Source organism: Hansschlegelia sp. KR7-227 (genome assembly GCF_049446035.1).
In the GTDB taxonomy this organism is placed as follows: Bacteria; Pseudomonadota; Alphaproteobacteria; order Rhizobiales; family Methylopilaceae; genus Methylopila.
Window position 1 is genome coordinate 2816231 of the sequence record NZ_JBMSEA010000001.1, and the last position, 21619, is coordinate 2837849.

At 69.3% G+C, this 21619-nt stretch carries 22 protein-coding genes; 9 read left to right on the forward strand and 13 right to left on the reverse strand.

From position 1 onward, the window contains the following. Positions 1 to 43: 43 nt before the first annotated feature. Together ubiG and ACO2RJ_RS13155 are read left to right on the forward strand one after the other, a co-directional pair. Entirely contained in the window at positions 44 to 799 is a 756-nt protein-coding gene (ubiG, locus tag ACO2RJ_RS13150; RefSeq protein ID WP_423268448.1) for a bifunctional 2-polyprenyl-6-hydroxyphenol methylase/3-demethylubiquinol 3-O-methyltransferase UbiG, read from the forward strand. Positions 800 to 922: 123 nt separating this feature from the next. Continuing rightward, positions 923 to 1294: a TM2 domain-containing protein gene (locus tag ACO2RJ_RS13155; protein ID WP_423268449.1), complete on the forward strand. Its 372-nt coding sequence runs from the start codon at positions 923 to 925 to the stop codon at positions 1292 to 1294. Positions 1295 to 1306: 12 nt separating this feature from the next. On the opposite strand, the gene ACO2RJ_RS13160 is transcribed toward ACO2RJ_RS13155, so the two are convergent. The 4 genes from ACO2RJ_RS13160 to ACO2RJ_RS13175 are packed head-to-tail and all read right to left on the reverse strand — an operon-like array spanning position 1307 to position 3740. Further along, positions 1307 to 1771, reverse strand: coding sequence for a DUF1178 family protein (locus ACO2RJ_RS13160; RefSeq protein ID WP_423268450.1), 465 nt, complete (start codon positions 1769 to 1771; stop codon positions 1307 to 1309). Positions 1772 to 1775: 4 nt separating this feature from the next. Beyond that, positions 1776 to 2660, reverse strand: coding sequence for a carbon-nitrogen hydrolase family protein (locus ACO2RJ_RS13165; RefSeq protein WP_423268451.1), 885 nt, complete (start codon positions 2658 to 2660; stop codon positions 1776 to 1778). Then, positions 2657 to 2914 carry a glutaredoxin 3 gene (grxC, locus tag ACO2RJ_RS13170; RefSeq protein WP_423268452.1) on the reverse strand — a complete coding sequence of 86 codons (258 nt, stop codon included), beginning with the start codon at positions 2912 to 2914 and terminating at the stop codon, positions 2657 to 2659. Before grxC ends, ACO2RJ_RS13165 begins: the two co-directional genes overlap by 4 nt. Positions 2915 to 2960: 46 nt before the next feature. Beyond that, complete coding sequence (locus ACO2RJ_RS13175) at positions 2961 to 3740, reverse strand: ComF family protein (protein ID WP_423268977.1); 780 nt, start codon at positions 3738 to 3740, stop codon at positions 2961 to 2963. A gap of 61 nt (positions 3741 to 3801) precedes the next feature. Between ACO2RJ_RS13175 and ACO2RJ_RS13180 the strand changes: the two genes are divergently transcribed. Beyond that, on the forward strand, positions 3802 to 5055 hold the full coding sequence (locus ACO2RJ_RS13180) for a class I SAM-dependent methyltransferase (RefSeq protein ID WP_423268453.1): 1254 nt from the start codon (positions 3802 to 3804) through the stop codon (positions 5053 to 5055). A gap of 3 nt (positions 5056 to 5058) precedes the next feature. On the opposite strand, the gene ACO2RJ_RS13185 is transcribed toward ACO2RJ_RS13180, so the two are convergent. Continuing rightward, a complete protein-coding gene (locus ACO2RJ_RS13185) occupies positions 5059 to 5565 on the reverse strand; it encodes a DUF2199 domain-containing protein (protein ID WP_423268454.1) in 507 nt (168 codons plus the stop codon). A 99-nt stretch (positions 5566 to 5664) separates the two neighbouring features. On the opposite strand from ACO2RJ_RS13185, the gene ACO2RJ_RS13190 reads away from it, so the two are divergent. Continuing rightward, complete coding sequence (locus ACO2RJ_RS13190; RefSeq protein ID WP_423268455.1) at positions 5665 to 6549, forward strand: methyltransferase domain-containing protein; 885 nt, start codon at positions 5665 to 5667, stop codon at positions 6547 to 6549. Here the strand turns inward: ACO2RJ_RS13190 and ACO2RJ_RS13195 are convergent, their stop codons facing one another. The 4 genes from ACO2RJ_RS13195 to ACO2RJ_RS13210 form a co-directional block, all read right to left on the reverse strand. Next, complete coding sequence (locus tag ACO2RJ_RS13195) at positions 6550 to 6759, reverse strand: Flp family type IVb pilin (RefSeq protein WP_423268456.1); 210 nt, start codon at positions 6757 to 6759, stop codon at positions 6550 to 6552. A 47-nt stretch (positions 6760 to 6806) separates the two neighbouring features. After that, on the reverse strand, positions 6807 to 7226 hold the full coding sequence (locus ACO2RJ_RS13200; protein WP_423268457.1) for a (deoxy)nucleoside triphosphate pyrophosphohydrolase: 420 nt from the start codon (positions 7224 to 7226) through the stop codon (positions 6807 to 6809). Positions 7227 to 7265: 39 nt separating this feature from the next. Beyond that, positions 7266 to 8498, reverse strand: coding sequence for a bifunctional glutamate N-acetyltransferase/amino-acid acetyltransferase ArgJ (argJ, locus tag ACO2RJ_RS13205; protein WP_423268458.1), 1233 nt, complete (start codon positions 8496 to 8498; stop codon positions 7266 to 7268). 186 nt (positions 8499 to 8684) lie between these two features. Further along, positions 8685 to 9632, reverse strand: a complete 948-nt coding sequence (locus tag ACO2RJ_RS13210) for a peptidylprolyl isomerase (RefSeq protein ID WP_423268459.1) — start codon at positions 9630 to 9632, stop codon at positions 8685 to 8687. Between the two features lie 217 nt (positions 9633 to 9849). Here ACO2RJ_RS13210 and secA point away from each other — a divergent pair, with 217 nt between their 5' ends. Further along, positions 9850 to 12567 (forward strand): preprotein translocase subunit SecA, encoded by a 2718-nt coding sequence (secA, locus tag ACO2RJ_RS13215; RefSeq protein WP_423268460.1) that lies wholly within the window; start codon positions 9850 to 9852, stop codon positions 12565 to 12567. 234 nt (positions 12568 to 12801) lie between these two features. Here the strand turns inward: secA and ACO2RJ_RS13220 are convergent, their stop codons facing one another. The 4 genes from ACO2RJ_RS13220 to ACO2RJ_RS13235 all read right to left on the reverse strand — a co-directional run bounded on the left by ACO2RJ_RS13220 (position 12802) and on the right by ACO2RJ_RS13235 (position 16720). Continuing rightward, entirely contained in the window at positions 12802 to 14379 is a 1578-nt protein-coding gene (locus ACO2RJ_RS13220; RefSeq protein WP_423268461.1) for a L,D-transpeptidase family protein, read from the reverse strand. A 105-nt stretch (positions 14380 to 14484) separates the two neighbouring features. Beyond that, positions 14485 to 15438 carry an acetyl-CoA carboxylase carboxyltransferase subunit alpha gene (locus ACO2RJ_RS13225; protein ID WP_423268462.1) on the reverse strand — a complete coding sequence of 318 codons (954 nt, stop codon included), beginning with the start codon at positions 15436 to 15438 and terminating at the stop codon, positions 14485 to 14487. Positions 15439 to 15557: 119 nt separating this feature from the next. Next, positions 15558 to 16496 (reverse strand): site-specific tyrosine recombinase XerD, encoded by a 939-nt coding sequence (locus tag ACO2RJ_RS13230; RefSeq protein WP_423268463.1) that lies wholly within the window; start codon positions 16494 to 16496, stop codon positions 15558 to 15560. After that, positions 16493 to 16720: a hypothetical protein gene (locus ACO2RJ_RS13235; RefSeq protein ID WP_423268464.1), complete on the reverse strand. Its 228-nt coding sequence runs from the start codon at positions 16718 to 16720 to the stop codon at positions 16493 to 16495. Before ACO2RJ_RS13235 ends, ACO2RJ_RS13230 begins: the two co-directional genes overlap by 4 nt. A 166-nt stretch (positions 16721 to 16886) precedes the next feature. Between ACO2RJ_RS13235 and ACO2RJ_RS13240 the strand changes: the two genes are divergently transcribed. From ACO2RJ_RS13240 to cysN, 4 genes are all read left to right on the forward strand, one after another. Then, a complete protein-coding gene (locus tag ACO2RJ_RS13240) occupies positions 16887 to 17534 on the forward strand; it encodes a shikimate kinase (RefSeq protein WP_423268465.1) in 648 nt (215 codons plus the stop codon). Then, positions 17531 to 18664 carry a 3-dehydroquinate synthase gene (gene aroB, locus ACO2RJ_RS13245; RefSeq protein ID WP_423268466.1) on the forward strand — a complete coding sequence of 378 codons (1134 nt, stop codon included), beginning with the start codon at positions 17531 to 17533 and terminating at the stop codon, positions 18662 to 18664. Before ACO2RJ_RS13240 ends, aroB begins: the two co-directional genes overlap by 4 nt. A 93-nt stretch (positions 18665 to 18757) precedes the next feature. Further along, positions 18758 to 19666 (forward strand): sulfate adenylyltransferase subunit CysD, encoded by a 909-nt coding sequence (gene cysD / locus ACO2RJ_RS13250; protein ID WP_423268467.1) that lies wholly within the window; start codon positions 18758 to 18760, stop codon positions 19664 to 19666. Next, entirely contained in the window at positions 19666 to 21561 is a 1896-nt protein-coding gene (gene cysN / locus ACO2RJ_RS13255) for a sulfate adenylyltransferase subunit CysN (protein ID WP_423268468.1), read from the forward strand. The genes cysD and cysN overlap by 1 nt, the downstream gene beginning before the upstream one ends. Positions 21562 to 21619: the final 58 nt, after the last annotated feature.

The window sequence follows — 21619 nt, forward strand, 5'->3', positions numbered from 1 at the left end:
AGCGGCGGGTCACGGCGGACACAACGCCGGAGGGAGGACGCCGATGGCGACGGTCAAGGCAGCGCAGGCGCCGAGCCTCGACGAGAGCGAGGTCGCCCGCTTCGACGCGCTCGCGCAGCGCTGGTGGGACCCCGAGGGGCCGATGAAGCCGCTTCATCGGTTCAACCCCGCCCGCGTCGCGATCTTCCGCGACGCGATCGCCGCGCGCTTCGCCCGCGACGCTTCGGAGATGCGGCCGCTGGAGGGGCTGACCCTGCTCGACGTCGGCTGCGGCGCGGGGGTGCTCAGCGAGAGCCTCGCCCGGCTCGGCGCCGAAGTGACGGGGGTCGACCCGGCGGCGGAGCTGATCACGGTCGCCGCCGCGCACGCCGCGGAGGCCGGCCTCGAAATCTCCTACCGGGCCACGACCGCGGAGGCTCTGCTTGCAGACGGCGCGGCGTTCGACGTCGTGGCGGCGTCGGAGGTCATTGAGCACGTGGCCGACGTCGACGCCTTCGTCGGCACGGTGGCGAAGCTCGTGAAGCCAGGCGGGATCGCGCTGTTCTCCACGATCAACCGCACATTGATGGCGCACGCGCTGGTCATCATCGGCGCGGAGTATGTCCTGGGCTGGCTGCCGCGCGGCACGCATGCCTACGAGAAGTTCGTCACCCCCGCGGAGCTGCGTCTCGCCTGCCGGAGCGTCGGCCTCGACGTCGCCGATCAGCGTGGAATCAAGTTCGATCCCCTCAGGAACGCGTGGGGACCAAGCGACGACATGTCGGTCAATTACACGCTCGCGGCCGCACGGGCGTCCTAAACCTCGTCGACGCATTCAATTCGACGGAAACACGCGCAGGAACGTTCATCCCGCGGGACCAGTCTTCGACCGGCCGATCGGCGACACCCCAGGCGCGACGCGCCGGACCGGGACCGTCCTTCCATGCGCGTCAGACGGACGTCCGTCGCCTTCCTGCTCTGGCTCGCCAGCCTCATCGGCCTGTGCGGACTGCACCGCTTCTACGTCGGCCGGCCGCTCACCGGCTTTCTGTGGCTGATCACCTTCGGCCTGCTGGGGCTGGGCCAGTTCGTCGATCTCTTCCGGCTCATCGCGATGACCCGCAAGGCCAACGAGGCCCGGGCCGCCGCCGGCCGCTCCGACGAGCGCGACCGGGTCGTCGGGCGCCAGAGTTCGTTCGACGACGAACCGCCCGTTCCGCTCCCGCCTCTGGTCGTTCCCGAGCCGCCGCGCCGACTGATCCTGCGCGATCCGCCGGCCGCGCCCCGCATGAAGCCGCTGTCCCCGACGTCCTGAGCCCGGAGCCGCTCAGTTCCCGTCGTCGGGCGAGGGCGGCAGCGGCAGGATGTCGATGCCCTCTTCGATCAGCTCCTTCACCTCCTCGGCAGTGGCGCGGCCGCGGATCGACCGCGGCTCGGCCTCCTCGGCGTGCATTTGCCGGGCGATCTCGGGGAAGCGGTCGCCGACGTCCTCGGAACGGGCCACGACCTGACGGCGGACGTCGCGCAGCATGGCTCGCAGCCGCGCCTCCTTCTCGGTCAGCAGGGCGACCGGGGCCGGCGGCTCCGATTCCTGACCGGAAGTCGTTTCGACGGCGGGGGACGGAGTTCCCTTCGCGATCGTCGGCGCCATCAGGGCCTTCTCGACTTTCTGCGATCCACAGACCGGGCATTCCAGCAGCGCGCGCGCCGACTGCGCGTCGAAGTCCCCGGACGACCGAAACCAGCCATCGAAGCCATGGCCCTCGGCGCAGGTGAGTTGGTAGAGAATCATCTGCCTAGGCCCCGACCTCACGCAACGCGGTCGGCTCGCTCGGGAGGGAGACCACGCCGAAGCGCCGGCCGTTCTCGAGGGCGGGGATCCGGCGACGCACCGAGGCGACCTCCTCAAGATCGATCTCGGCCAGAATGACGCCGGGCTCGGCGCCGTCCGCCTCGGCGAGGACGCGCCCCCAGGGGTCCACCACCAAGCTGTGGCCGTAGGTCTCGCGGCCGTCCTCGTGCTTGCCGCCCTGGGCGGCGGCGACCACGAAGGAGCCGGTCTCGACCGCCCTCGCCCGCAGCAGCACGTGCCAATGCGCCTTGCCGGTCTGGGCTGTGAAGGCGGCCGGCGACGCCAGCACCTCCGCCCCGCTTTCGGCGAGCGCCCGGTGCAGCATGGGGAAGCGCAGGTCGTAGCAGATCGTCAGCCCCAACCGCCCCCAGGGCAACTGCACGCTCACCGCCTGCTCGCCCGGCCGGTAGGTCTCGGATTCCCGCCATGTCTCGCCGTCCGGCAGGTCGACGTCGAACATATGGATCTTGTCGTAGCGCGCGACGATGTCGCCGGCGGGATCGATGACGAAGCTGCGGTTCGCCGCGCGCTCGCCGTCCAGGCGAACCGCGATCGAGCCGAGATGCACGGTCACGCTGAGCCCGCGCGCGAGCTCCTGGAACGCCGCGACCGCCGGGCAGGCGGCCTCCGGGAGGATGGCTGCGAACAGATCCTTGCGGGAACGGACCAGGATGTTCGTCATTTCCGGGGTCTGCACATAGGTCGCGCCGGCCTCCGCCGCCTCGCGCACCAGACGCGCCGCGACGTCGAGGTTGCGCATGGGATCGACGCCCGAGCGCATCTGCACGCAGCCGACGACGAGGCGGCGCGGGGTTTTCTCTTCGGTCATGCCGCGAGCAGCGGGTCGAGGCCGCCGGCGCCCTCAAGCGCATAGAGGTCGTCGCAGCCGCCGACATGCCGGCCGTCGATGAAGATCTGGGGCACGGTCGTCCGCCCGCCCGCGCGTTCGATCATCTCGGCGCGGCGCGTCGGCTCGCGGCCGACATCGATCTCCTCATAGGCCACGCCCTTCCGGCCAAGCAGATCCTTGGCCATGTGGCAGTAAGGGCAGTCGGACCGGGCGTAGATCGTCACCGACGGCATGGCGGCCTCTGGGATCGGTTCAAAGCGGGTCCGACGATATAGACAGTCAGGCGTCGTTCACAACAAGGGCGAAGACCAGCACGTCAACCGAGGCTGCTCCCGCGCGGCGGACCAGTCGCGCAAGCCGGTCGACGGTGGCGCCGGTCGTCAGCACGTCGTCGACCAGCACGACCTGCCTCCCCTTGAGAAACGCCCCGGGAGAGACCCGGAAGGCGCCGGCCAGGTTGTCGGCGCGCTGCGCCGCGGTCAGTCCGACCTGAGGCCGGGTCGACTTGATGCGTTCGAGCGCCTCCGGCGCGATCGCCGCCCTAGCTGTTCGCGCCGCCGCCTGGGCCAGCAACGCAGCCTGGTTGAAGCGTCGGCCCCACAGCCGGCGACGGTGCAGCGGCACGGGGACGAGCAGCGCGTCCGGGGCGAGCAATTCGTGCCCGGCGCGCGCCATCATCGCCCCGAGCGGCCGGGCGAGGTGGACGCCGTCGGCGTATTTCAGGCGATGGACCAGATCGCGCGCCGCGCCGTCGAAGCGGGCGACCGCCCTCGCCCGGTCATAGGCCGGCGGGCGGGCGATCGCGGCGGGAGACAGCAGGCCCGGCCCGAAATCGGCGGGAAACGGCGTGCCCAACCGCTCGCAATAGGGCCGCTCGATCAGCTTCAGCGCGCTCCAGCAGGCGACGCAGAGGCCGCCAATCTCGGTGACGGGCGCGGAGCAGGCGAGGCACTGCGGCGGCAAGGCGAAATTGAGCGCGGCGCGGCCGGCGCGCGAGATCCACGGACCGGCCGTCGTTCGTGAGGCGTTGACACGAGCGAGGAATGCGTCGAGGGGCATCGCCATGGAAAGCCCGCTGCTCTAAAGGGCCGATCAGCGCACGCCGTCGCCGGAGTCGTCAATGCAGATGCTCAACGCCATGCTCGGCCGGTTCATCCGCGTCGGCCAACTCACCGTGATCGACGCTTTCGGCGGCTCGCATGTGATGGGCGGCGCGGAGGCGGGACCGGTCGTCACGATCCGTCTGCGGGACGCCAAGCTTCACAGCGCCTTGTTCCTCAATCCGGAGCTCAAGACCGGCGAAGCCTATATGGACGGCACGCTGACGATCGAGCAGGGCACGCTTCGCGACCTGCTCACGCTTTACGCCCTCAACCGCACGAACCTGCGCGCCCAGCCAATCCAGAAGACCATGCGGACCTGGATCAAGCGCCTGCGCCGCTTCGCGCCGGCGAACGACGCCGCCCGCTCGAAAAAGAACGTCGAGAGCCATTACGACTGGTCGAACGAGATGTACCGGCTCTTCCTCGACGAGGGGCTGAACTACTCATGCGGCTATTTCCGCTCGCCGGACGACACGCTGGAGCAGGCGCAGGTCAACAAGCTGCGCCACATCGCGTCGAAGCTCGATCTGAAGCCCGGGCAGCGCGTGCTCGACATCGGGTCCGGCTGGGGCTCGATGGCGATCTATCTGGCGGAGGCCTGCGACGTCGAGGTGCTCGGCGTCACGCTCTCGACCGAACAGCACAAGCTCGCGACCGAACGCGCCGCCGCGCGCGGGCTGACGGGCCGGGTGACGTTCGAGCTGCGCGACTACCGGGAGGTCCAGGGCAAGTTCGATCGCATCGTCTCGGTCGGCATGTTCGAGCATGTCGGGCTCGCGAACTTTCCGGCCTTCTTCACGAAGGTCCGCTCGCTGCTGACGGACGACGGCGTCGCGCTGCTGCACTCGATCGGCCGCAAGGGCGGACCGGGGACCACCGGCGCCTGGGTGCGGAAGTACATCTTTCCCGGCGGCTACGCGCCCGCGCTGTCGGAGACCTTCACCGCGATCGAGCAGTCGAAGCTCTGGGTCACCGACACCGAGATCTGGCGGCTGCACTACGCCGAGACCTGTCTCGAATGGGGCCGCCGCTTCGAGGCGAACCGCGCAAAGGCGGCAGAACTGCTCGGCGAGCGGTTCTGCCGGATGTGGGAGTTCTACCTGCTGATCAGCGAGTTCTCGTTCCGCTACGGCAAGCACATGGTGTTCCAGATCCAGCTCGCCCGCGCCGTCGACGCCACGCCGCTCGCCCGCGACTATATGTTCGAAGCCGAAGGCCGGCTGCCCGGGCTGGAGGCGCCCGCCGCCGCCCGCCCGGCCGCGCGAGCCTGACGGCTAGTGCGACGCCATCCGTCCTGCGATCTCAGCGACCCGGGCGAGCGTCACCCCGTCGCGCTGTTCGATGGCGAGCGGATGATCGGTCGGCTCAAGCTCGATCAAGGGCGCGAAGCCCGGCGGCCGCTGATGGACCATCGTCTTCAGGCCGCCGGTTCCCGGATCGTAGGGCAGGTCCGAGTTCAGCCAGCCGAAGAACGGCCCGCTGGTCTGGTGTCGGTCGTCGTCGTCCCATGTCTCGACCATCCGGTCGAAGCTCGTGATCGAGAGCGACGCCCAGACCGTCCAGGCGAAGACGTCCTCCGTGCCGAGGATCGGAATCTCGATCAGGCCGCGGACATAGAAGCGTTCTTCGTCGATGATGCAGACGTCCGGCGTACGCTGCGCCCGGACCTCCCGTTCGGCCTCCGGCAAGTCCATATAATCGTCGGGCGCGGGGAAGCCCCAACAGAGCGGCAGTTCGTCAAACATCCCGCCGCAGCACGTGCATGTCCACCGATAGGCCATCGCTCACCCGCACCCTGAGGTTGCACCTCGTCAATCGGACGTCGCAACGGGGTCTTCGTCAAGATCCGGAAGAAGCCGTAACGCGGAGAGACCCCAAGCGTGCCTGATGTCCCGCGCCTCATCGACCGCGCAGCGCTGGCGCGCTTCCGGGCTCGAGCCGCCGCCGCCGCGTCCGCGGGAAACGCCGATTTCCTGCTGCGCCGCGCCGTGGAGGACGCCGAGGACCGGCTCGCGGCGACCCTTCGTCCCTTCCCGCTCGCGCTCGACCTCGCGACCCCCGGCGCCTTGCTCGCCGGCTCCCTTCGGCGCGGAGCGCCGGGACGGCGCGTCCTACGCGGCGCCGCCTTCCCCGACGACCACGGCGACGTCGTCTGCGATCCGGAGACGCTGCCCTTCAAGGCCGAAAGCTTCGACCTGGTGGCGTCCTGCCTCGCGCTGCAGTTCGCCGACGATCTTCCCGGCGTGCTCGTTCAGGCGCGGCGCGCGCTGAGGCCGGACGGGCTGTTCCTCGCTTGCCTGCTCGGGGGCGACACGCTGACTGAGCTTCGCCAGGCCTTCGCGGCGGCGGAGGCGGACATGGAAGGCGGCGTCAGCCCGCGCGTGCTGCCGTTCGCGGACCTGCGCGCGCTCGGCGGCCTGCTGCAGCGCGCGGGCTTCGCGCTTCCGGTGACCGACGTCGACCGCGTCACCGTGCGCTATGGCGATCCGCTCGCGCTGATGGCCGATCTGAGAGCCTGGGGGGCGACGAACGCGCTTGTCGAGCGCCGCCGCGCGCCTCTGCGGCGGGCGACGCTCGCGCGCGCGCTCGACATCTACGCCGAGCGGTTCTCCGACGCCGACGGCCGGGTGCGCGCGACCTTCGAGATCGTGTGGCTGTCGGGCTGGGCGCCGCATCCGGACCAGCAGACGCCGCTCAAGCCCGGCAGCGCCAAGATGCGACTCGCCGAGGCGCTTCGGCCGGACGGGCGCGCGCCCGGAACGTGATCATTCCGTCGACGACGGCGCGGTGACGGCCGGCAACAGGGCCACGAAGTAGCTGTCCCGGAGCGTTCCGCCGATGGCGAACACTGTGACAGCGATCACGATCGAAAGGCCACCGGCGATCAGCGCATATTCAATCGCCGTCGCGCCGTCGCGCCTTCCAGCGAAGCGGCGGATGAGCCGCCCGACCGACGCCGTCCTCGTGCATGCCATCAACGCGCCTCCAGCGACGGTTTTCGCCCTCGCGGCGGGCGCTCGCATCAGAGCAGGTCGACGAGATGCGCGATCAGCGGCTCGTCGGCCGGCGGCATCGGAAAGTCGCGAAGCCGGTCCGGGCGGACCCACCGCGTCGCCTGCCCCTCGCGTCCCGTCACGATCCCCGTCCAGCGCCGGCACACGTAAAGCGGCATCAGCAGGTGGAACGTCTCGTAACGGTGGCTCGCGAAGGTCAAAGGCGCGAGGCACGGCTCCTCGACCGCGACGCCGAGCTCTTCGGCGAGTTCCCGGACCAAGGTTTCTTCCGGCCGCTCCCCCGCCTCGACCTTGCCGCCGGGAAACTCCCACAGCCCCGCCAGGCTCTTGCCTTCGGGCCGCTGCGCGATGAGCACGCGGCCGTCGGGATCGATCAAGGCGCAGGCGACGACAAGGACGATGGTCGAAGACGCGTCCTTAAAGGACATGGTCCGCTGCGCAGCTTAAGGATGCGTTCCAGAAAACGCTCATGAGCGATAGTCCGCGTTGATCGCGATGTAACCTTCGGTCAGGTCGCAGGTCCAAACCCGGGCGGTTCCCGTCCCCAGGCCGAGATCAACGGCGATCAGGATCTCCTCGTTCTTCATGTAGGCCGACGCAGTCGCCTCGTCGTAGGTCGGATCGCGCGCGCCGAGTTCGGCGACCTGGATGTCGCCGAAGCGGATCGCGAGCCGGTCGCGATCCGCGGGCTCGCCGGCCTTGCCGACCGCCATCACCACCCGGCCCCAATTGGCGTCCTCGCCGGCGACCGCCGTCTTGACCAGCGGCGAGTTCGCGATCGACAGGGCGATTCGGCGGGCCGAGGCGTCCGTCACCGCGCCCGCGACCTCGACGGTGATGAATTTGCGCGCGCCCTCGCCGTCTCGGGCGACCAACTGGGCGAGTTCGGCCAGCAGGTCCTCGAACGCCGTCCGGAATCCTGCGAGCGCCGGGTCGGCGACGTCGGAGACGGCAGCGTTGCCGGCGCTTCCGGTCGCGAAGGCGAGCAGCGTATCGGAGGTCGAGGTGTCGCCGTCGATCGTGACGCAATTGAAGGTGCGGCCGACCGCATCGGCGAGCACGGCCTGAAGAACCGTCGCCGGAAGGGCGGCGTCGGTGGCGACGAAGGACAGCATCGTCGCCATGTCGGGCGCGATCATGCCCGCGCCTTTCGCGATGCCGTTGATCGTCACCGTGACGCCGCCGATCTCGGCCGTGCGGGTCGCGAGCTTCGGGAACGTGTCGGTCGTCATGATCGCGCGGGCCGCGGCCTCCCAGCCGCCCGCGTCGGCGTCCGACGCGAGGCCCTGCATCACGCCGCCGAACTTCGAGGCGTCCATCGGTTCGCCGATCACCCCGGTCGAGGCCAGGAAGACCTCGGACTCTTCGCAGCCGACCGCCGCAGCGGCGAGCTCCGCGGTCAGCTTGGTCGCGGCGCGTCCGCTAGCGCCGGTGAACGCGTTGGCGTTGCCGGAATTGACGACAAGCGCGCGGATCCGCCCGCCGCCGATCCTCTCCTGGCACCATTCGACGGGCGCCGAAGGGCAGCGGGAGCGCGTGAAGACGCCGGCGACCGTCGCGCCCCCATCGAACGCCACCAGCAGGACATCGGTGCGGCCGGCGTAGCGGATCCCGGCCGCCGCGGTTGCGAGCCGGACGCCCACGATCGGCGGCAGTGTCGGGAGAGTCTTAGGGGCGAGCGGGGAGACGGCGGTCGACATGCGGGCGTCGCTCCGATTTTCGAAAGGAACCGGGCGGGAGGGCGTCGCCGCGCGCCCGTCTGGCGATGAGGAGGGATAGCCGCAGACATCGGCGATGGGAATATGACGACGCCGCGCCTTCGGAAAAGGCGCGGCGTCGGACTGCGGGACCGCGAACGCGCGGACCGTCAAAAAAAGGCGACGTTCTCAGTTCGGCTTGGCAGCCGGATCCGGCGCCGCCTCGGGGGCGGCGGGTTCGGCGGCGCCAGGCTTGGGCTCGGCCGGCGCGTCGGCGCGCTCGATCTTGGCGTCGTTGCGCAGCTTCAGGATCAGATCCTGCTGGGCGGTGCGCACCACGTAGTTCTCGATCTGCGGCCGCACCTGCTCGAACGGCGGCACCGGTCGGGTGCGCTTCTCCTCGAGCTTGATGACGTGGTAGCCGAACTGCGACTTCACGGGCTCAGAGACCTTGCCCGGCTCGAGCTTGAACGCCGTCTCCTCGAACGCCGGCACCATCTGGCCGCGGCCGAAGAATCCGAGGTCGCCGCCCTGCTTTCCGGAGCCCGGGTCGATCGAGACCTCCTTGGCGATGGCCGCGAAATCTTCGCCCTTCCCGAGCCGCTCCTCGACCTTCTTCGCCTCGGCCTCGGTCTTCACCAGGATATGGCGAGCGTGGACCTCCTCCTCCGGCTTCAGGTTCTTGGCGGTCTCGTCGTAAAGTTTGCGCATCCGCTCTTCGGTGACGGCGGCTTTCGCCTCCTTCTGGAGCAGCTCCTCCATCAAAGCGCGGTCCCTGAGGTAGCCGAGCCGCTTCTTGAAGTCCTCGCCGTCGCCGAGCTTGTCCTTCTCGGCCGCCCGGGCGGCGAGCTTGAGATCGATGAGATAGTTCAGCGCGTAGTCCCGGCGCTGCGGCTCGGTCATCGAGGCCATCGACTGCTGCAAATCGTCCGACGCGACCTCCACGTCGCCGGCGGTGATCTTGTCGCCGTCGATGGTCGCCAGCACGGTCGCGGGATCCTGCGGCGGTGCGGCCTTCGCGGCTTCCGGCGCGGGCGGAGGCGTCTGCGCGATCGCGACCGGACCACAGGCCACGGTCAAGGCGATTGTCGCGCCAAACACCGCCAGGCGCCGGGCCGTCAGGTCGAAAAATGTCATGATCGTCATCCGTTGTGCGCGGTGTCGCGCCCCAATGGCGCGGGACATTGTCGGAAAGGCTTCGGATTGACAACCCTGAGGCCCCCTCTTATCTGACCCGCTGGCCTTTGCGCGCGCGAAAAGCGCCTCAAAAAAGAGCGTATGTCGGGGTCAGCATCCAAGCCCGGACCGCATATGCGCGGCCGGAGCGCCTGCGCCCACCGAGAAAGGTAACCTCATGTTCGGCGGTCTCGCCCGACGCCTGTTCGGCTCATCCAACGAGCGCCGCCTGAAAGCGCTGCGTCCGCGGGTCGCCGAGATCAACGCGCTCGAGCCGGAGATCGCCGCGCTGAGCGACGAACAGCTCCGCGCCAAGACGTCCGAATTCCGCGAGCAGCTCGCGGCCGGCAAGACGCTCGACGAGTTGCTCGTGCCGGCCTTCGCGGTGGTGCGGGAGGCCGCGAAGCGCGTGCTCGGGCAGCGGCATTTCGACGTCCAGCTGATGGGCGGCATGACGCTGCACGAGGGCCGCATCGCCGAGATGAAGACCGGCGAGGGCAAGACGCTGGTCGCGACGCTGCCGACCTACCTCAACGCGCTCGCCGGACAGGGCGTCCACGTCGTCACCGTCAATGATTACCTCGCCCAGCGCGACTCGGGCTGGATGGGCCGGGTCCACGGCTTCCTGGGCCTGTCGGTCGGCGTCATCGTCCATGGAATGGACGACGACGAGCGGCGCGAGGCCTACGCCTGCGACGTCACCTACGCCACCAACAACGAGCTCGGCTTCGACTATCTCCGCGACAACATGAAATACGACGTCCGCGCGATGGTGCAGCGCGGGCATTCCTTCGCGATCGTGGACGAGGTGGACTCGATCCTCGTCGACGAGGCGCGCACGCCGCTGATCATCTCCGGCCCGATGGAGGATCGATCCGAGCTGTATGTCGCGGTCGACGCCTTCATCCCGCGGCTGGTCGACGGCGACTACGAGATCGACGAGAAGCAGCGCACCACGACGCTGACCGAGCAGGGCAACGAGCACATCGAGCGCATGCTCGAAGAGGCCGGGATGCTCAAAGGCGACAACCTCTACGACGTCGAGAACGTCACGGTCGTCCACCACGTCACGCAGGCGCTGCGCGCGCACAAGCTGTTTGCGAAGGACAAGGATTACATCGTCCGCGGCGACGAGGTCGTCATCATCGACGAGTTCACCGGCCGCATGATGCCGGGCCGGCGCTATTCGGAAGGCCTCCACCAGGCGCTCGAAGCCAAGGAGCGCGCGAAGATCCAGCCCGAGAACCAGACGCTCGCCTCGATCACCTTCCAGAACTATTTCCGCATGTACTACAAGCTCGCCGGGATGACCGGCACCGCGCTGACCGAGGCGGACGAGCTGCTCGACATCTACGGCCTCGAGGTCGTCGAGATCCCGACCAACCAGCCGGTCGCCCGCGTCGACGACGACGACGAGGTCTACCGCACGGCCGGCGAGAAGGAGAAGGCGATCATCGAGCTGATCCGCGATTGCCAGACGCGCGGCCAGCCGATCCTCGTCGGCACCACCTCGATCGAGAAGTCCGAACAGCTCTCCGAGGCGCTGCAGAGGGCGAAGCTGCCCCATCAGGTGCTAAACGCCCGCTACCACGAGCAGGAGGCGCACATCGTCGCCGACGCCGGGGTCCCGGGCGCCGTCACGATTGCGACCAACATGGCCGGCCGCGGCACCGACATCCAGCTCGGCGGCAATCTGGAGATGCGCATCGAGCGCGAGCTCGACGGCGTCGACGATCCCGCCGAGCGGGAGGCGCGCATCGCCGAGATCAAGACCGAGATCGCGGCCAAGAAGGAGATCGCGCTTCAGGCCGGCGGCCTGTTCGTGGTCGGCACCGAGCGCCATGAGAGCCGCCGCATCGACAACCAGCTGCGCGGCCGCTCCGGCCGACAGGGCGACCCTGGACGCAGCCATTTCTTCCTGTCGCTGCAGGACGACCTGATGCGCATCTTCGGCTCCGAGCGCATCGACGGCATGCTTCAGAAGCTCGGCATCCAGGAAGGCGAGGCGATCGTCCACCCCTGGGTGAACAAGGCGCTGGAAAAGGCGCAAAAGAAGGTCGAGGCGCGCAACTTCGACATCCGCAAGAACCTTCTGAAATACGACAACGTCATGAACGACCAGCGCAAGGCGGTGTTCGAGCAGCGGCTCGAATTCCTCCAGGCGAGCTCGATCACGGCCTCGATCACCGAGATGCGGCATGACGTCATCGACGACATCGTCACACGCCACATCCCCGAGAACGCCTATCCCGAGCAGTGGGACGCCGCCGGTCTCGAGGAGGAGGTCCGCGAGATCCTGAACCTCGACCTGCCGGTCGTGGCCTGGGCGGCCGAGGAGGGCATCGCCGACGAGGAGATCCGCGAGCGGCTGACGAAGGCGGCCGACGCCGCCTCCGCCGAGCGCGCCGAGCGCTTCGGGCCGGACATCACCGGCCAGATCGAAAAGGCGGTCCTGCTGCAGACGCTCGACCATCTGTGGCGCGAGCATCTCGCGACGCTCGACCATCTGCGGCAGGTCATCGGCCTGCGCGGCTACGGCCAGCGCGACCCGCTGAACGAGTACAAGTCGGAAGCCTTCGAGCTGTTCCAGGCGATGCTGGCGAAGCTTCGCGAGGCGGTGACCGGCCAGCTCATGCGCGTCGAGCTGGTGCAGGAGCCGCCCCCTCTCGCCGGGGAGCCGTTGCCCGAGATGCACGAGATCCACGCGGACCCGACGACCGGCGAGAACGAGATGGCGCTGGCGGAGGCCGTCGCGGCCTTCGAGGCGGGCTCCATGCGTTCCGCCGCGAACGTCGATCCGCAGGACCCGTCGACCTGGGCGGCCACCCCGCGCAACGCGCTCTGCCCCTGCGGCTCGGGAAAGAAATACAAGCACTGCCACGGCCGCCTGGCCTGACGCACGCCTCGGGCGGGCGACGGCCGACCAAGGCGCAAGGGCAGACTGCGGCGGCTTGCTCGGACCGATCGCACGCACGATGGTTCCGCCGCCATTGCGGAGCACGACGACGCCGAAAGGCGTGAGACGCTCCGCTGGCCCGGAACCGATCGCGGAACCAAAGCAAAGCGGCCCGGCGATATCGCCGGGCCGCTTTTGTTTGTCATGCGTTTCGTGGAGCGCCGTTGAGCGCCGTCATTCGACCGCGGCGAACGACGACGCCACCCGGGAATTCGGGGCCGGCCTCGTCCGGAAGGACTCCGGCAGGTTCGCCTGGCGGTTCCTCCGCGGCGTCGCGGCCGGCGGAGCATAGCTCGCCGGGACGGTCTCGACGGGAGGCGCGGCGACGGGAGGCGCGGCGACGGGAGGCGCGGCGACGGGCGCCGTCTCCTGCGCGTTGTTAGAGCCGAACAGGCCCCCGACCCATCCCTTGAGCTTTCCGACCGCGCCAGGCTGGTCGGCCGCCGCAGGCGCGGGTCCGACCGAAGAGGCCATCATCGGCGCCTGGGTCGGCGAAATCTCGCGCGAGGCGCGCTTCGCGTCCGGGGCCCGAGCGGATGCGACCTCGATGGCCGGAGCCGGGGCGGCGGCTGTCGTGGTCTCTGCGGCCGGCGAGGGGTCTTCGCCGCCGGTCCGGAACATGCGGGCGAACAACGAGCCTTCCGGCTTGCCCTGGGCGGTCGCGGCCGCCGCGCTGCGGCTGTCCACCGGCGTCGCGAGCGCGACCGTCTGGGCGGAGGCCGGGGCGGCCGGGGCCGCTCCCATGACGACGCCGCGCGAATTCTGCGAGACGGAGGCGACCGCCACGCTGCCGGTCGACGTCGGCTGCGCCGTCAGCGGAGTTCCCGCGGCTTCCGGAGCGACGGCGGCGACGGCCACGATCGGCTCATCCAGCGTCCGCCGCAGGCGCCCATTCTGGGCGACGTATTCGGGCGCGATCGGCTCGGATTTCGAAAGCTGCGCGATCAGGATGTTGTCCGTCTTCTCCTTGGCCGCCACGGCCTTGGCGATGGCGGGCTGCGCCGCGTTGTTGACGCAAGGCGCGTCGCCGCTCGTCCCGGCGTTGAAGGCGTAACGCTTGGCGCAGACGTCGACCGTCGGCTCCAGCTTGGAGACCTCGAAGGCGTCGGAGCCCTGCTTCAGGTTCTTCCAGAACGCCATGTTCTTGTCGTTGCGCCGCCGGGCCATGTTCTGCGCGGTCATGCGGAACGGCAGGGCCTGGACCTGGAACGACTTCTGGCCGGCGGAGAACGATTCGCGGGCGAGCGCATAGATTTCGGCGATCTGCGCGTCGGTCATGGCGTAGCAGCCGGCCGACAGGCAATCACCATGCATCATGACGTGCCGGCCGGTGCGGCCCAGCGCCTGATCGTATTTGTTGGGGAAGCCGATGTTGAAGGAAAGGTAGTAGCTCGAGCGCGGATTCATCTGCGCGGGCCCGACCGAATAGAACCCTTCCGGCGCCTGCTTGTCGCCTTCCTTGATCTTCGGGCCGAGCTTTCCGGAGAAGCGGCAGATGTCGTAGCTCTTGAGCAGCGCATAGCGGCCGTCGGCCTTGCGCTTCTTCCAGACCTCGGCCTTCGCCTCTTCCTTGTAGATCCGCAGCAGGATGGGGTCCTGGCGGGTCATGCCCTTCTCGGTCATCAGCGACACGGTCTGGGCGGAGATCGGCTGAATGCTCTTGGCGGTGACGGCCTGCTCGCTCTTGCATCCGGCGAGCGCGAGCGCGGCCGCGAGAGCGGCCCCGGCGACGGCTGGGCGTGCTGAGGACATCAAATGCCTCCCCGATCGAGCAAGGACGGTCTCCCGTCCCTGACGGTTAAAGCGATACCCTTACCCGACCGTTACCGCAAGGATTTCGGCGCCTCCACGAGCGCTCTACAGGCTGCGTCCGATCGCCAGGAACTTGCGACGGCGCTCCTCCCGGATCTGCCCCGGCGACAGGCCGTCATAGCGCCGCAAGGCGTTCGCGATCGCCTCGCCGGCGGCCTCGATCGCCCTGTCGGGCGCTCGGTGGGCGCCGCCGAGCGGCTCCGGCACGATGCCGTCGATGACGCCGAGCCGCATCAGGTCGGCGGAGGTGATCTTCATGTTGGTGGCGGCGTCCTGCGCCTTGGCGGCGTCGCGCCACAGGATGGAGGCCGCGCCTTCGGGCGAGATCACGCTGTAGATCGCATGCTCGAGCATCAGCACGGTGTTGGCGGTCGCGATCGCGATGGCGCCGCCCGACCCGCCCTCGCCGATCACCACGGCGACGTTCGGCGTCGGGAGGTTGATGCAGGCCTCGGTGGAGCGCGCGATCGCCTCGGCCTGGCCCCGCTCCTCGGCCTCGATGCCCGGAAAGGCGCCCGCGGTGTCGACGAGCGCGATCACCGGCAGCGAGAACCGTCCGGCCATCCCCATCAGACGGATCGCCTTGCGATAGCCTTCCGGACGCGCCATTCCGAAATTGTGCCGGAGCCGGCTTTCGGTGTCCGCCCCCTTCTCGTGGCCGATCACCATCACGGGGCGGCCGCGGAACAGGCCGGGACCGCCGACGATCGCCTGATCCTCGCCGAAGCCGCGGTCGCCGGCGAGCGGCGTGAAATCCTGGATCAGGGCGGCGACGTAGTCGGAGAAATGCGGCCGGCTCGGATGGCGGGCGACCAGCGTTTTCTGCCAGGGCGTGAGCTTGGCGTAGAGCTCCTGCAGCGCCTGACGGGACTTCGCCTCGAGGCGACCGACCTCTTCGTCGATGGCCACGGCGTCGCCGTTTTCGCCGAGCGTGCGAAGCTCGGCGATCTTGGCCTGCAGCTCGGCGACCGGCTTTTCGAAGTCGAGATAGCTTTTCATGGGACGCGCTCCGCGCCGTCGACGCGCGGGAAGTGGCGGTGGTCCTGCGGAGCGGGGGCACAGTTGGGCGGGGGAGCGACGAAAGTCAACAGATGGCCCGGCGCGACCTCCAGCGCCCGTCAGGCCGCCTCGTCCCCTAGCGGGTGCAGATCGCGCACCATCGCGCGGGCGCGCTCGTCGAGCACGTGAGTGTAGATCTGCGTCGTCGCGATGTCCGCGTGGCCGAGCATCTGCTGCACGGCGCGCAGATCCGCGCCGTTCTGCACGAGGTGGCTCGCGAAGGCGTGCCGCAGCACGTGCGGGCTGACCTTCGCCGCCGGGAGGCCGGCGCGGACCGCCGCGGCCTTCAGATCGCGGGCGAACACCTGGCGGGTCAGATGGCCGCTGTCGCCCCCGCCCGGAAACAGCCACGGGCTCTCCGCCTCCCGCCCGGCCGCGGCGAGCGCCGCGAGATAGGCGGCCATCGCCTGCTTCGCGAGCGGGGTGAGCGGCACGAGCCGCTCGCGGCCGCCCTTTCCCTTCACGACGATCACGGCGGCGTCCGGCCGCGCGGCCGAGCGCGGCAGCGTCACGAGCTCCGAAACGCGAAGTCCGGTGGCGTAGGCGATCTCGAGCAGGCAGGCGAGGCGCGCGGCGGCCAGCGCCGCCCGGGGCGTCGGATCGGGACCGCAATCGCCGGCCGCGGCGATCAGCGCCTCCATATCGGCGACGTCCAGCGTCTTGGGCAGCGGGCGACCGCGTTTGGCGCCCTGCAGCGCCGAGGTCGGGTCGTCGCCGCGGAAGCCGTCGGAGTAGAGGAACTTGTGGAGCTGGCGGACCGCCGACAGCTTCCGCGCCGCCGACGACGCCTTGAAGCCGCGGGCGGACAGGTCCGCGAGATAGGCGCGCACGTCGTCGGCTGCGGCGCGGTCCGGCGCGCTGCCGCGGCCGGCGAGCACGTCGACATAATCCTCGAGATCGCGGCGGTAGGCGGCGAGCGTGTTCGCAGCCGCGCCGCGCTCGGCGCTCGCCATTTCCAGGAACGCTTCGACCAGACGGCGGGCCGACGGGGCGCTCACCGCGCGGTCGCTCCCGACGCTCCCGCTTCGGCGCCAGCGGTCTGCGGGTTCGGCGGCGAAGCCTGAACCTCGGCCACGGGCGGCGGCCGGAGCCGCGCGGAGGGGATGGTCACAGTCATTTCGCGCGTGCGCGGCGCGACGAAGGTCGCAAGGGAGTACACCGCGCCCAAGCCGAGCGCGGCGATCACGCCGAGCACGCCCAGAAAACGCATCAAACTCGGCATGGGCCACCGTTTCGTGCGCGAGCCTGAGCCCGCACGCTCCCTCGATCAAAGGTCACACGCCGCCGAGGCGGCCGCAACCGTCGACGATTGTGCGGCGGCGACCTTTAGGAATAGGTTGCGCCCGCGCGCCCGGAACGGCGCAATTTCCGCAAAAGCTATGGCGGTCATGCAACATCTCGACGACGGGCGGCAGCGCCCGCCCCAGGAGCGGGTCCAGCCCACGGCCGGCCAGGACATAGGCCGCAAGATCGCCGCGATACGCTCCGGCCTCGCAGGTCGGTCGATCGTGCTGGTCGGCATGATGGGCGCCGGCAAGACCTCCGTCGGCCGCCGGCTCGCTCAAGCCCTCGACATGCCGTTCGTGGACGCCGACGCCGAGATCGAAGCCGTCGCCGACATGACCATCGCGGAAATCTTCGAGAAGCACGGCGAGCCGTATTTTCGCGCGGGCGAAACGCGCGTGCTCGCGCGACTGCTCTCGGAAGGCCCGAAGGTGCTCGCGACCGGCGGCGGAGCCTGGATGAACCCGGAGACGCGCGCGCGCATCTCCGAGGCCGGGGTGTCGGTCTGGCTCAAGGCCGAGATCGACGTGCTGCTGCGCCGCGTGCGCAAGCGCGGTTCGCGACCGCTGCTCGCCTCCGCAGACCCCGAGGCCACCTTGAGGGCGCTCGTCGAGACCCGCTACCCCATCTATGGCCTCGCCGACCTCACCGTGCTGTCGCGCGACGCCCCCCACGAGCAGGTCGTCAGCGACGTGATCGAGGCTCTCAGCGCCCGGTTCGGCGCCGAGCCGAGCCCGGAGCGCCCGTCATGACCGCAGCCGCCCTCAGCAAAACCGACGCCGAGCGCGTCCGCGTGACGCTCGGCGCGCGCTCCTACGACATCGTCATCGGGGCGGGCGTCCTCGACGGGCTCGGCGCCGGGGTCGCAGCGCTTGGCGCTCGCACGGTCGGCGTCGTCACCGACGAGAACGTGGCCGCGACCGCGCATCTGCCGCGCGCGCTCGCCTCGCTGCGCGACGCCGGCCTGGTCGCGAAAGCCGTGACGGTCGCCGCAGGCGAGCGCTCGAAGGGCTTTGCGACCCTGGCCGAAGTGGTCGATGGGCTGCTCGCCGCCCGGATCGAGCGGGGCGACGTCGTCGTCGCCCTCGGCGGCGGCGTGGTCGGCGACCTCGCGGGCTTCGCCGCGGCGATCCTGAGACGCGGCGTGCGGTGCGTGCAGGTTCCCACCAGCCTGCTTGCGCAGGTCGACTCCTCCGTCGGCGGCAAGACCGGCATCAACTCCCCCCGCGGCAAGAACCTGATCGGCGCGTTCCATCAGCCAAGCCTGGTCCTGGCCGACACCGACACGCTCGACACCCTGCCGGAGCGGGAGTTCCGCGCGGGCTACGCGGAGGTCGTGAAATACGGCCTGATCGACCAGCCCGACTTTTTCTCATGGCTCGAGGCGAACCACGCCGCCGTGTTCGCCGGAGGGCCGGCGCGCACGCGGGCGATCGCCACAAGCTGCCGCGCCAAGGCCGCGGTCGTCGCCCGGGACGAGCTCGAGAGCGGCGACCGCGCGCTGCTCAACCTCGGCCACACCTTCGGCCATGCGCTGGAGGCGGAGGTCGCCTATGACGGCGGCCGCCTGGTCCATGGCGAGGGCGTCGCGATCGGGATGGCGATGGCGTTCCGTTTCTCCGCGGCTCTGGGCCTCTGCCCGAGGGACGACGCCGCCCGCGTGGAGCGCCACCTCGCCGCCGCCGGGCTTCCGGTCAGCCCGAAGGCGGTGCCCGGCCCGCTCGGCGGCGCGGAGGCCCTGTTCCGCCACATGCAGCAGGACAAGAAGGTCGAGCGCGGGCGGCTGACCTTCATCCTCGCCCGAGGGGTGGGACAGAGCTTCGTGGCGCGCGACGTCGACCCCGACAAGGCGCTCGACTTCCTGCGCGACGAGCTTGTCTAGGGCGACGGTCGGTCGCCTTGCCTCCACGCTACAAATTCGCTTATGTAAACGTCAGTAAATTACATATCTTCTCTGTCAAATTATCGGTCGCCGATGTCCTCACGCCTCTCGACGCATCTGAAGCGGCTCGAAGCCGAATCGATCCACATCATCCGCGAGGTGGCGTCGGAGTTCCGCAACCCGGTCATGATGTATTCGATCGGCAAGGACTCCTCGGTGATGCTTCATCTCGCGATGAAGGCGTTCTACCCGGCGAAGCCGCCCTTCCCGCTTCTCCACGTCGATACGACGTGGAAGTTCCGCGAGATGATCAGCTTCCGCGACGAGACCGCGAAGCGCCTCGGCGTCGACCTGCTGGTGCATATCAATGAGGACGGCGTGAAGCGCGGCATCTCGCCGATCGCGTCCGGCTCCAACATCCACACGCAGGTGATGAAGACGGAGGGCCTGCGTCAGGCGCTCGACAAATACGGCTTCGACGCAGCCTTCGGCGGCGCGCGGCGCGACGAGGAGAAGAGCCGCGCCAAGGAGCGGGTGTTCTCGTTCCGCACCGCGAACCATGGCTGGGACCCGCGCAACCAGCGCCCGGAGCTCTGGCGGCTCTACAACACCCGCGTGAAGGCCGGCGAATCGATCCGTGTGTTCCCGATCTCGAACTGGACCGAGCTCGACGTCTGGCAATATGTGCTGGCGGAGGACATCCCGGTCGTGCCGCTGTATTTCTCTTCGGAACGGCCGGTCGTGCGTCGCGACGGCGCGCTCATCATGCGCGACGACGAGCGGCTGCCGCTCAACCCCGGCGAGGTCGCGGAGATGCGGCGCGTGCGGTTCCGCACTCTTGGCTGCTACCCCCTCACCGGCGCGATCGAAAGCGAGGCGGTCAGCCTCGAGGACATCATCGCCGAGATGCTAGCCTCCACGACGTCGGAGCGTCAGGGCCGCCTGATCGACAGCGACGAGGCGGGCTCGATGGAGAAGAAGAAGCGCGAGGGGTACTTCTGATGCACGCCCCCGCCGCATCCTCCGCCGCGCTCGCGGACGCCGTCGCCCAGAAGACGCTGCTGCGCTTCATCACCTGCGGCTCCGTCGACGACGGCAAGTCGACGCTGATCGGCCGGCTGCTCTACGACACCAAGCTGATCTTCGACGACCAGCTCGCGGCGCTCGAAAAGGACTCCAAGAAGTACGGCACGACCGGTCCCGCGATCGATCTCGCGCTGCTGGTCGACGGCCTCGAGGCCGAACGCGAGCAGGGCATCACGATCGACGTCGCCTATCGCTATTTCGCGACCGACAAACGCACCTTCATCGTCGCCGACACGCCCGGTCACGAGCAGTACACCCGCAACATGGCGACCGGCGCCTCCACGGCCGGCCTTGCGGTCATCCTGGTCGACGCGCGCAAGGGCGTGCTGACGCAGACCAAGCGCCACAGCTTCATCTGCTCGCTGCTCGGAATCCGGCACGTCGTGGTGGCGGTCAACAAGATCGACCTGATGGACTACAGCCACCGCGTCTTTGCGGACATCGAGGTGTCTTACCGCGAGTTCGCCAAAAAGCTCGGTTTCGAGTCGATCACGCCGATCCCGATGTCGGCGCTCACCGGCGCGAATGTGTCGGCGCCGTCGCCGGACCTGCCGTGGTACCGCGGCCCGACCCTGCTCGAACATCTCGAACAGGTCGACGTCGACGCCGACCTTTCCGCGCAGCCGATGCGATTCCCCGTCCAGTGGGTGAACCGTCCCAATCTCGACTTCCGCGGCTTCGCCGGCACGCTGGCGTCCGGCACGGTCCGGCCCGGCGACCCGATCGTCGTCGCGGCGTCGGGCAAATCGAGCACGGTCGCCCGCATCGTCACGATGGACGGCGACCTGGACGCGGCGCACGCCGGCGACAGCGTGACGATCACGCTCGCCGACGAGGTCGACATCGCCCGCGGCGACGTGCTGGCGCACCCGACCGCGCGGCCGGAGGTCGCGAACCAGTTCACCGCAAATCTGATCTGGATGGAGGAGGAGCGCCTGTTCCCGGGCCGCTCCTATCTGCTCAAGTGCGGGACGAGGACCACGCCGGCGACGGTGACCGGCCTGAAGCACAAGATCGACGTGAATACGCTCGACGAGCTCGCCGCCAAGACGCTGGGCCTGAACGAGATCGCCGAAGTCAACATCGAGACCGGCGCGCCGCTCGCCTTCGACGCTTACGCCGACAATCACGACACCGGCGCCTTCATCCTGATCGACCGCGAGACCAACGCGACCGCGGCCGCCGGCATGATCCTCCACGGCCTGCGTCGGGCCACCAACATCCATCACCACGCCTCGCTGGTCGACCGGAGCGCGCGCGCCCGGCTCAAGCGACAGAAGCCGGCGATCCTGTGGTTCACCGGCCTGTCCGGCTCGGGCAAGTCGACGATCGCAAACGTTGTCGAGCAGAAGCTCGCGGTGATGGGCCAGCACACCATGCTGCTCGACGGCGACAACGTCCGTCATGGCCTGAACAAGGACCTCGGCTTCACCGACGCCGACCGCGTGGAGAACATCCGCCGCGTCGGCGAGGTGGCGAAGCTGTTCGTCGACGCCGGCACGATCGTGATCTGCTGCTTCATCTCGCCCTTCGAGGCCGAGCGGAGCCTGGTGCGCGGCCTTGTGGACGAGAGCGAGTTCGTCGAGATCTTCGTCGACACGCCCCTGGAGACCTGCATCGCCCGCGATCCCAAAGGCCTCTATCGGCGCGCGCTGGCGGGCGAGATTCCGAACTTCACCGGCGTCTCCTCCCCCTACGAGCGGCCGGAGGACGCCGAACTTGTTCTCGAGACTCCGACGGGAACGGCCGAGGAGCTTGCGGAGCGCGTGATCGAGATCCTGGTGGCGAAAGGGCTGATCGAGCGCGATTGACGCCCGGTTCACCTTTTTTTCGCCGCTTCGGCGGGCATTAACCGCTGCGACACCGAAG

Excerpts from the sequence above, each read along its gene's own strand:
- grxC (WP_423268452.1), bottom strand. The coding sequence starts at position 2,914 with ATGCCGTCGGTGACGATCTACGCCCGGTCCGACTGCCCTTACTGCCAC.
- ACO2RJ_RS13195 (WP_423268456.1), bottom strand. The coding sequence starts at position 6,759 with ATGGCATGCACGAGGACGGCGTCGGTCGGGCGGCTCATCCGCCGCTTC.
- ACO2RJ_RS13240 (WP_423268465.1), top strand. The coding sequence starts at position 16,887 with ATGCAACATCTCGACGACGGGCGGCAGCGCCCGCCCCAGGAGCGGGTC.
- aroB (WP_423268466.1), top strand. The coding sequence starts at position 17,531 with ATGACCGCAGCCGCCCTCAGCAAAACCGACGCCGAGCGCGTCCGCGTG.
- ACO2RJ_RS13235 (WP_423268464.1), bottom strand. The coding sequence starts at position 16,720 with ATGCCGAGTTTGATGCGTTTTCTGGGCGTGCTCGGCGTGATCGCCGCG.
- ACO2RJ_RS13175 (WP_423268977.1), bottom strand. The coding sequence starts at position 3,740 with ATGCCCCTCGACGCATTCCTCGCTCGTGTCAACGCCTCACGAACGACG.
- ACO2RJ_RS13185 (WP_423268454.1), bottom strand. The coding sequence starts at position 5,565 with ATGGCCTATCGGTGGACATGCACGTGCTGCGGCGGGATGTTTGACGAA.
- ACO2RJ_RS13155 (WP_423268449.1), top strand. The coding sequence starts at position 923 with ATGCGCGTCAGACGGACGTCCGTCGCCTTCCTGCTCTGGCTCGCCAGC.
- ACO2RJ_RS13225 (WP_423268462.1), bottom strand. The coding sequence starts at position 15,438 with ATGAAAAGCTATCTCGACTTCGAAAAGCCGGTCGCCGAGCTGCAGGCC.
- ACO2RJ_RS13165 (WP_423268451.1), bottom strand. The coding sequence starts at position 2,660 with ATGACCGAAGAGAAAACCCCGCGCCGCCTCGTCGTCGGCTGCGTGCAG.
- ACO2RJ_RS13220 (WP_423268461.1), bottom strand. The coding sequence starts at position 14,379 with ATGTCCTCAGCACGCCCAGCCGTCGCCGGGGCCGCTCTCGCGGCCGCG.
- ACO2RJ_RS13200 (WP_423268457.1), bottom strand. The coding sequence starts at position 7,226 with ATGTCCTTTAAGGACGCGTCTTCGACCATCGTCCTTGTCGTCGCCTGC.
- ACO2RJ_RS13160 (WP_423268450.1), bottom strand. The coding sequence starts at position 1,771 with ATGATTCTCTACCAACTCACCTGCGCCGAGGGCCATGGCTTCGATGGC.
- ACO2RJ_RS13180 (WP_423268453.1), top strand. The coding sequence starts at position 3,802 with ATGCAGATGCTCAACGCCATGCTCGGCCGGTTCATCCGCGTCGGCCAA.
- ACO2RJ_RS13210 (WP_423268459.1), bottom strand. The coding sequence starts at position 9,632 with ATGACATTTTTCGACCTGACGGCCCGGCGCCTGGCGGTGTTTGGCGCG.
- argJ (WP_423268458.1), bottom strand. The coding sequence starts at position 8,498 with ATGTCGACCGCCGTCTCCCCGCTCGCCCCTAAGACTCTCCCGACACTG.
- secA (WP_423268460.1), top strand. The coding sequence starts at position 9,850 with ATGTTCGGCGGTCTCGCCCGACGCCTGTTCGGCTCATCCAACGAGCGC.
- ubiG (WP_423268448.1), top strand. The coding sequence starts at position 44 with ATGGCGACGGTCAAGGCAGCGCAGGCGCCGAGCCTCGACGAGAGCGAG.
- cysD (WP_423268467.1), top strand. The coding sequence starts at position 18,758 with ATGTCCTCACGCCTCTCGACGCATCTGAAGCGGCTCGAAGCCGAATCG.
- cysN (WP_423268468.1), top strand. The coding sequence starts at position 19,666 with ATGCACGCCCCCGCCGCATCCTCCGCCGCGCTCGCGGACGCCGTCGCC.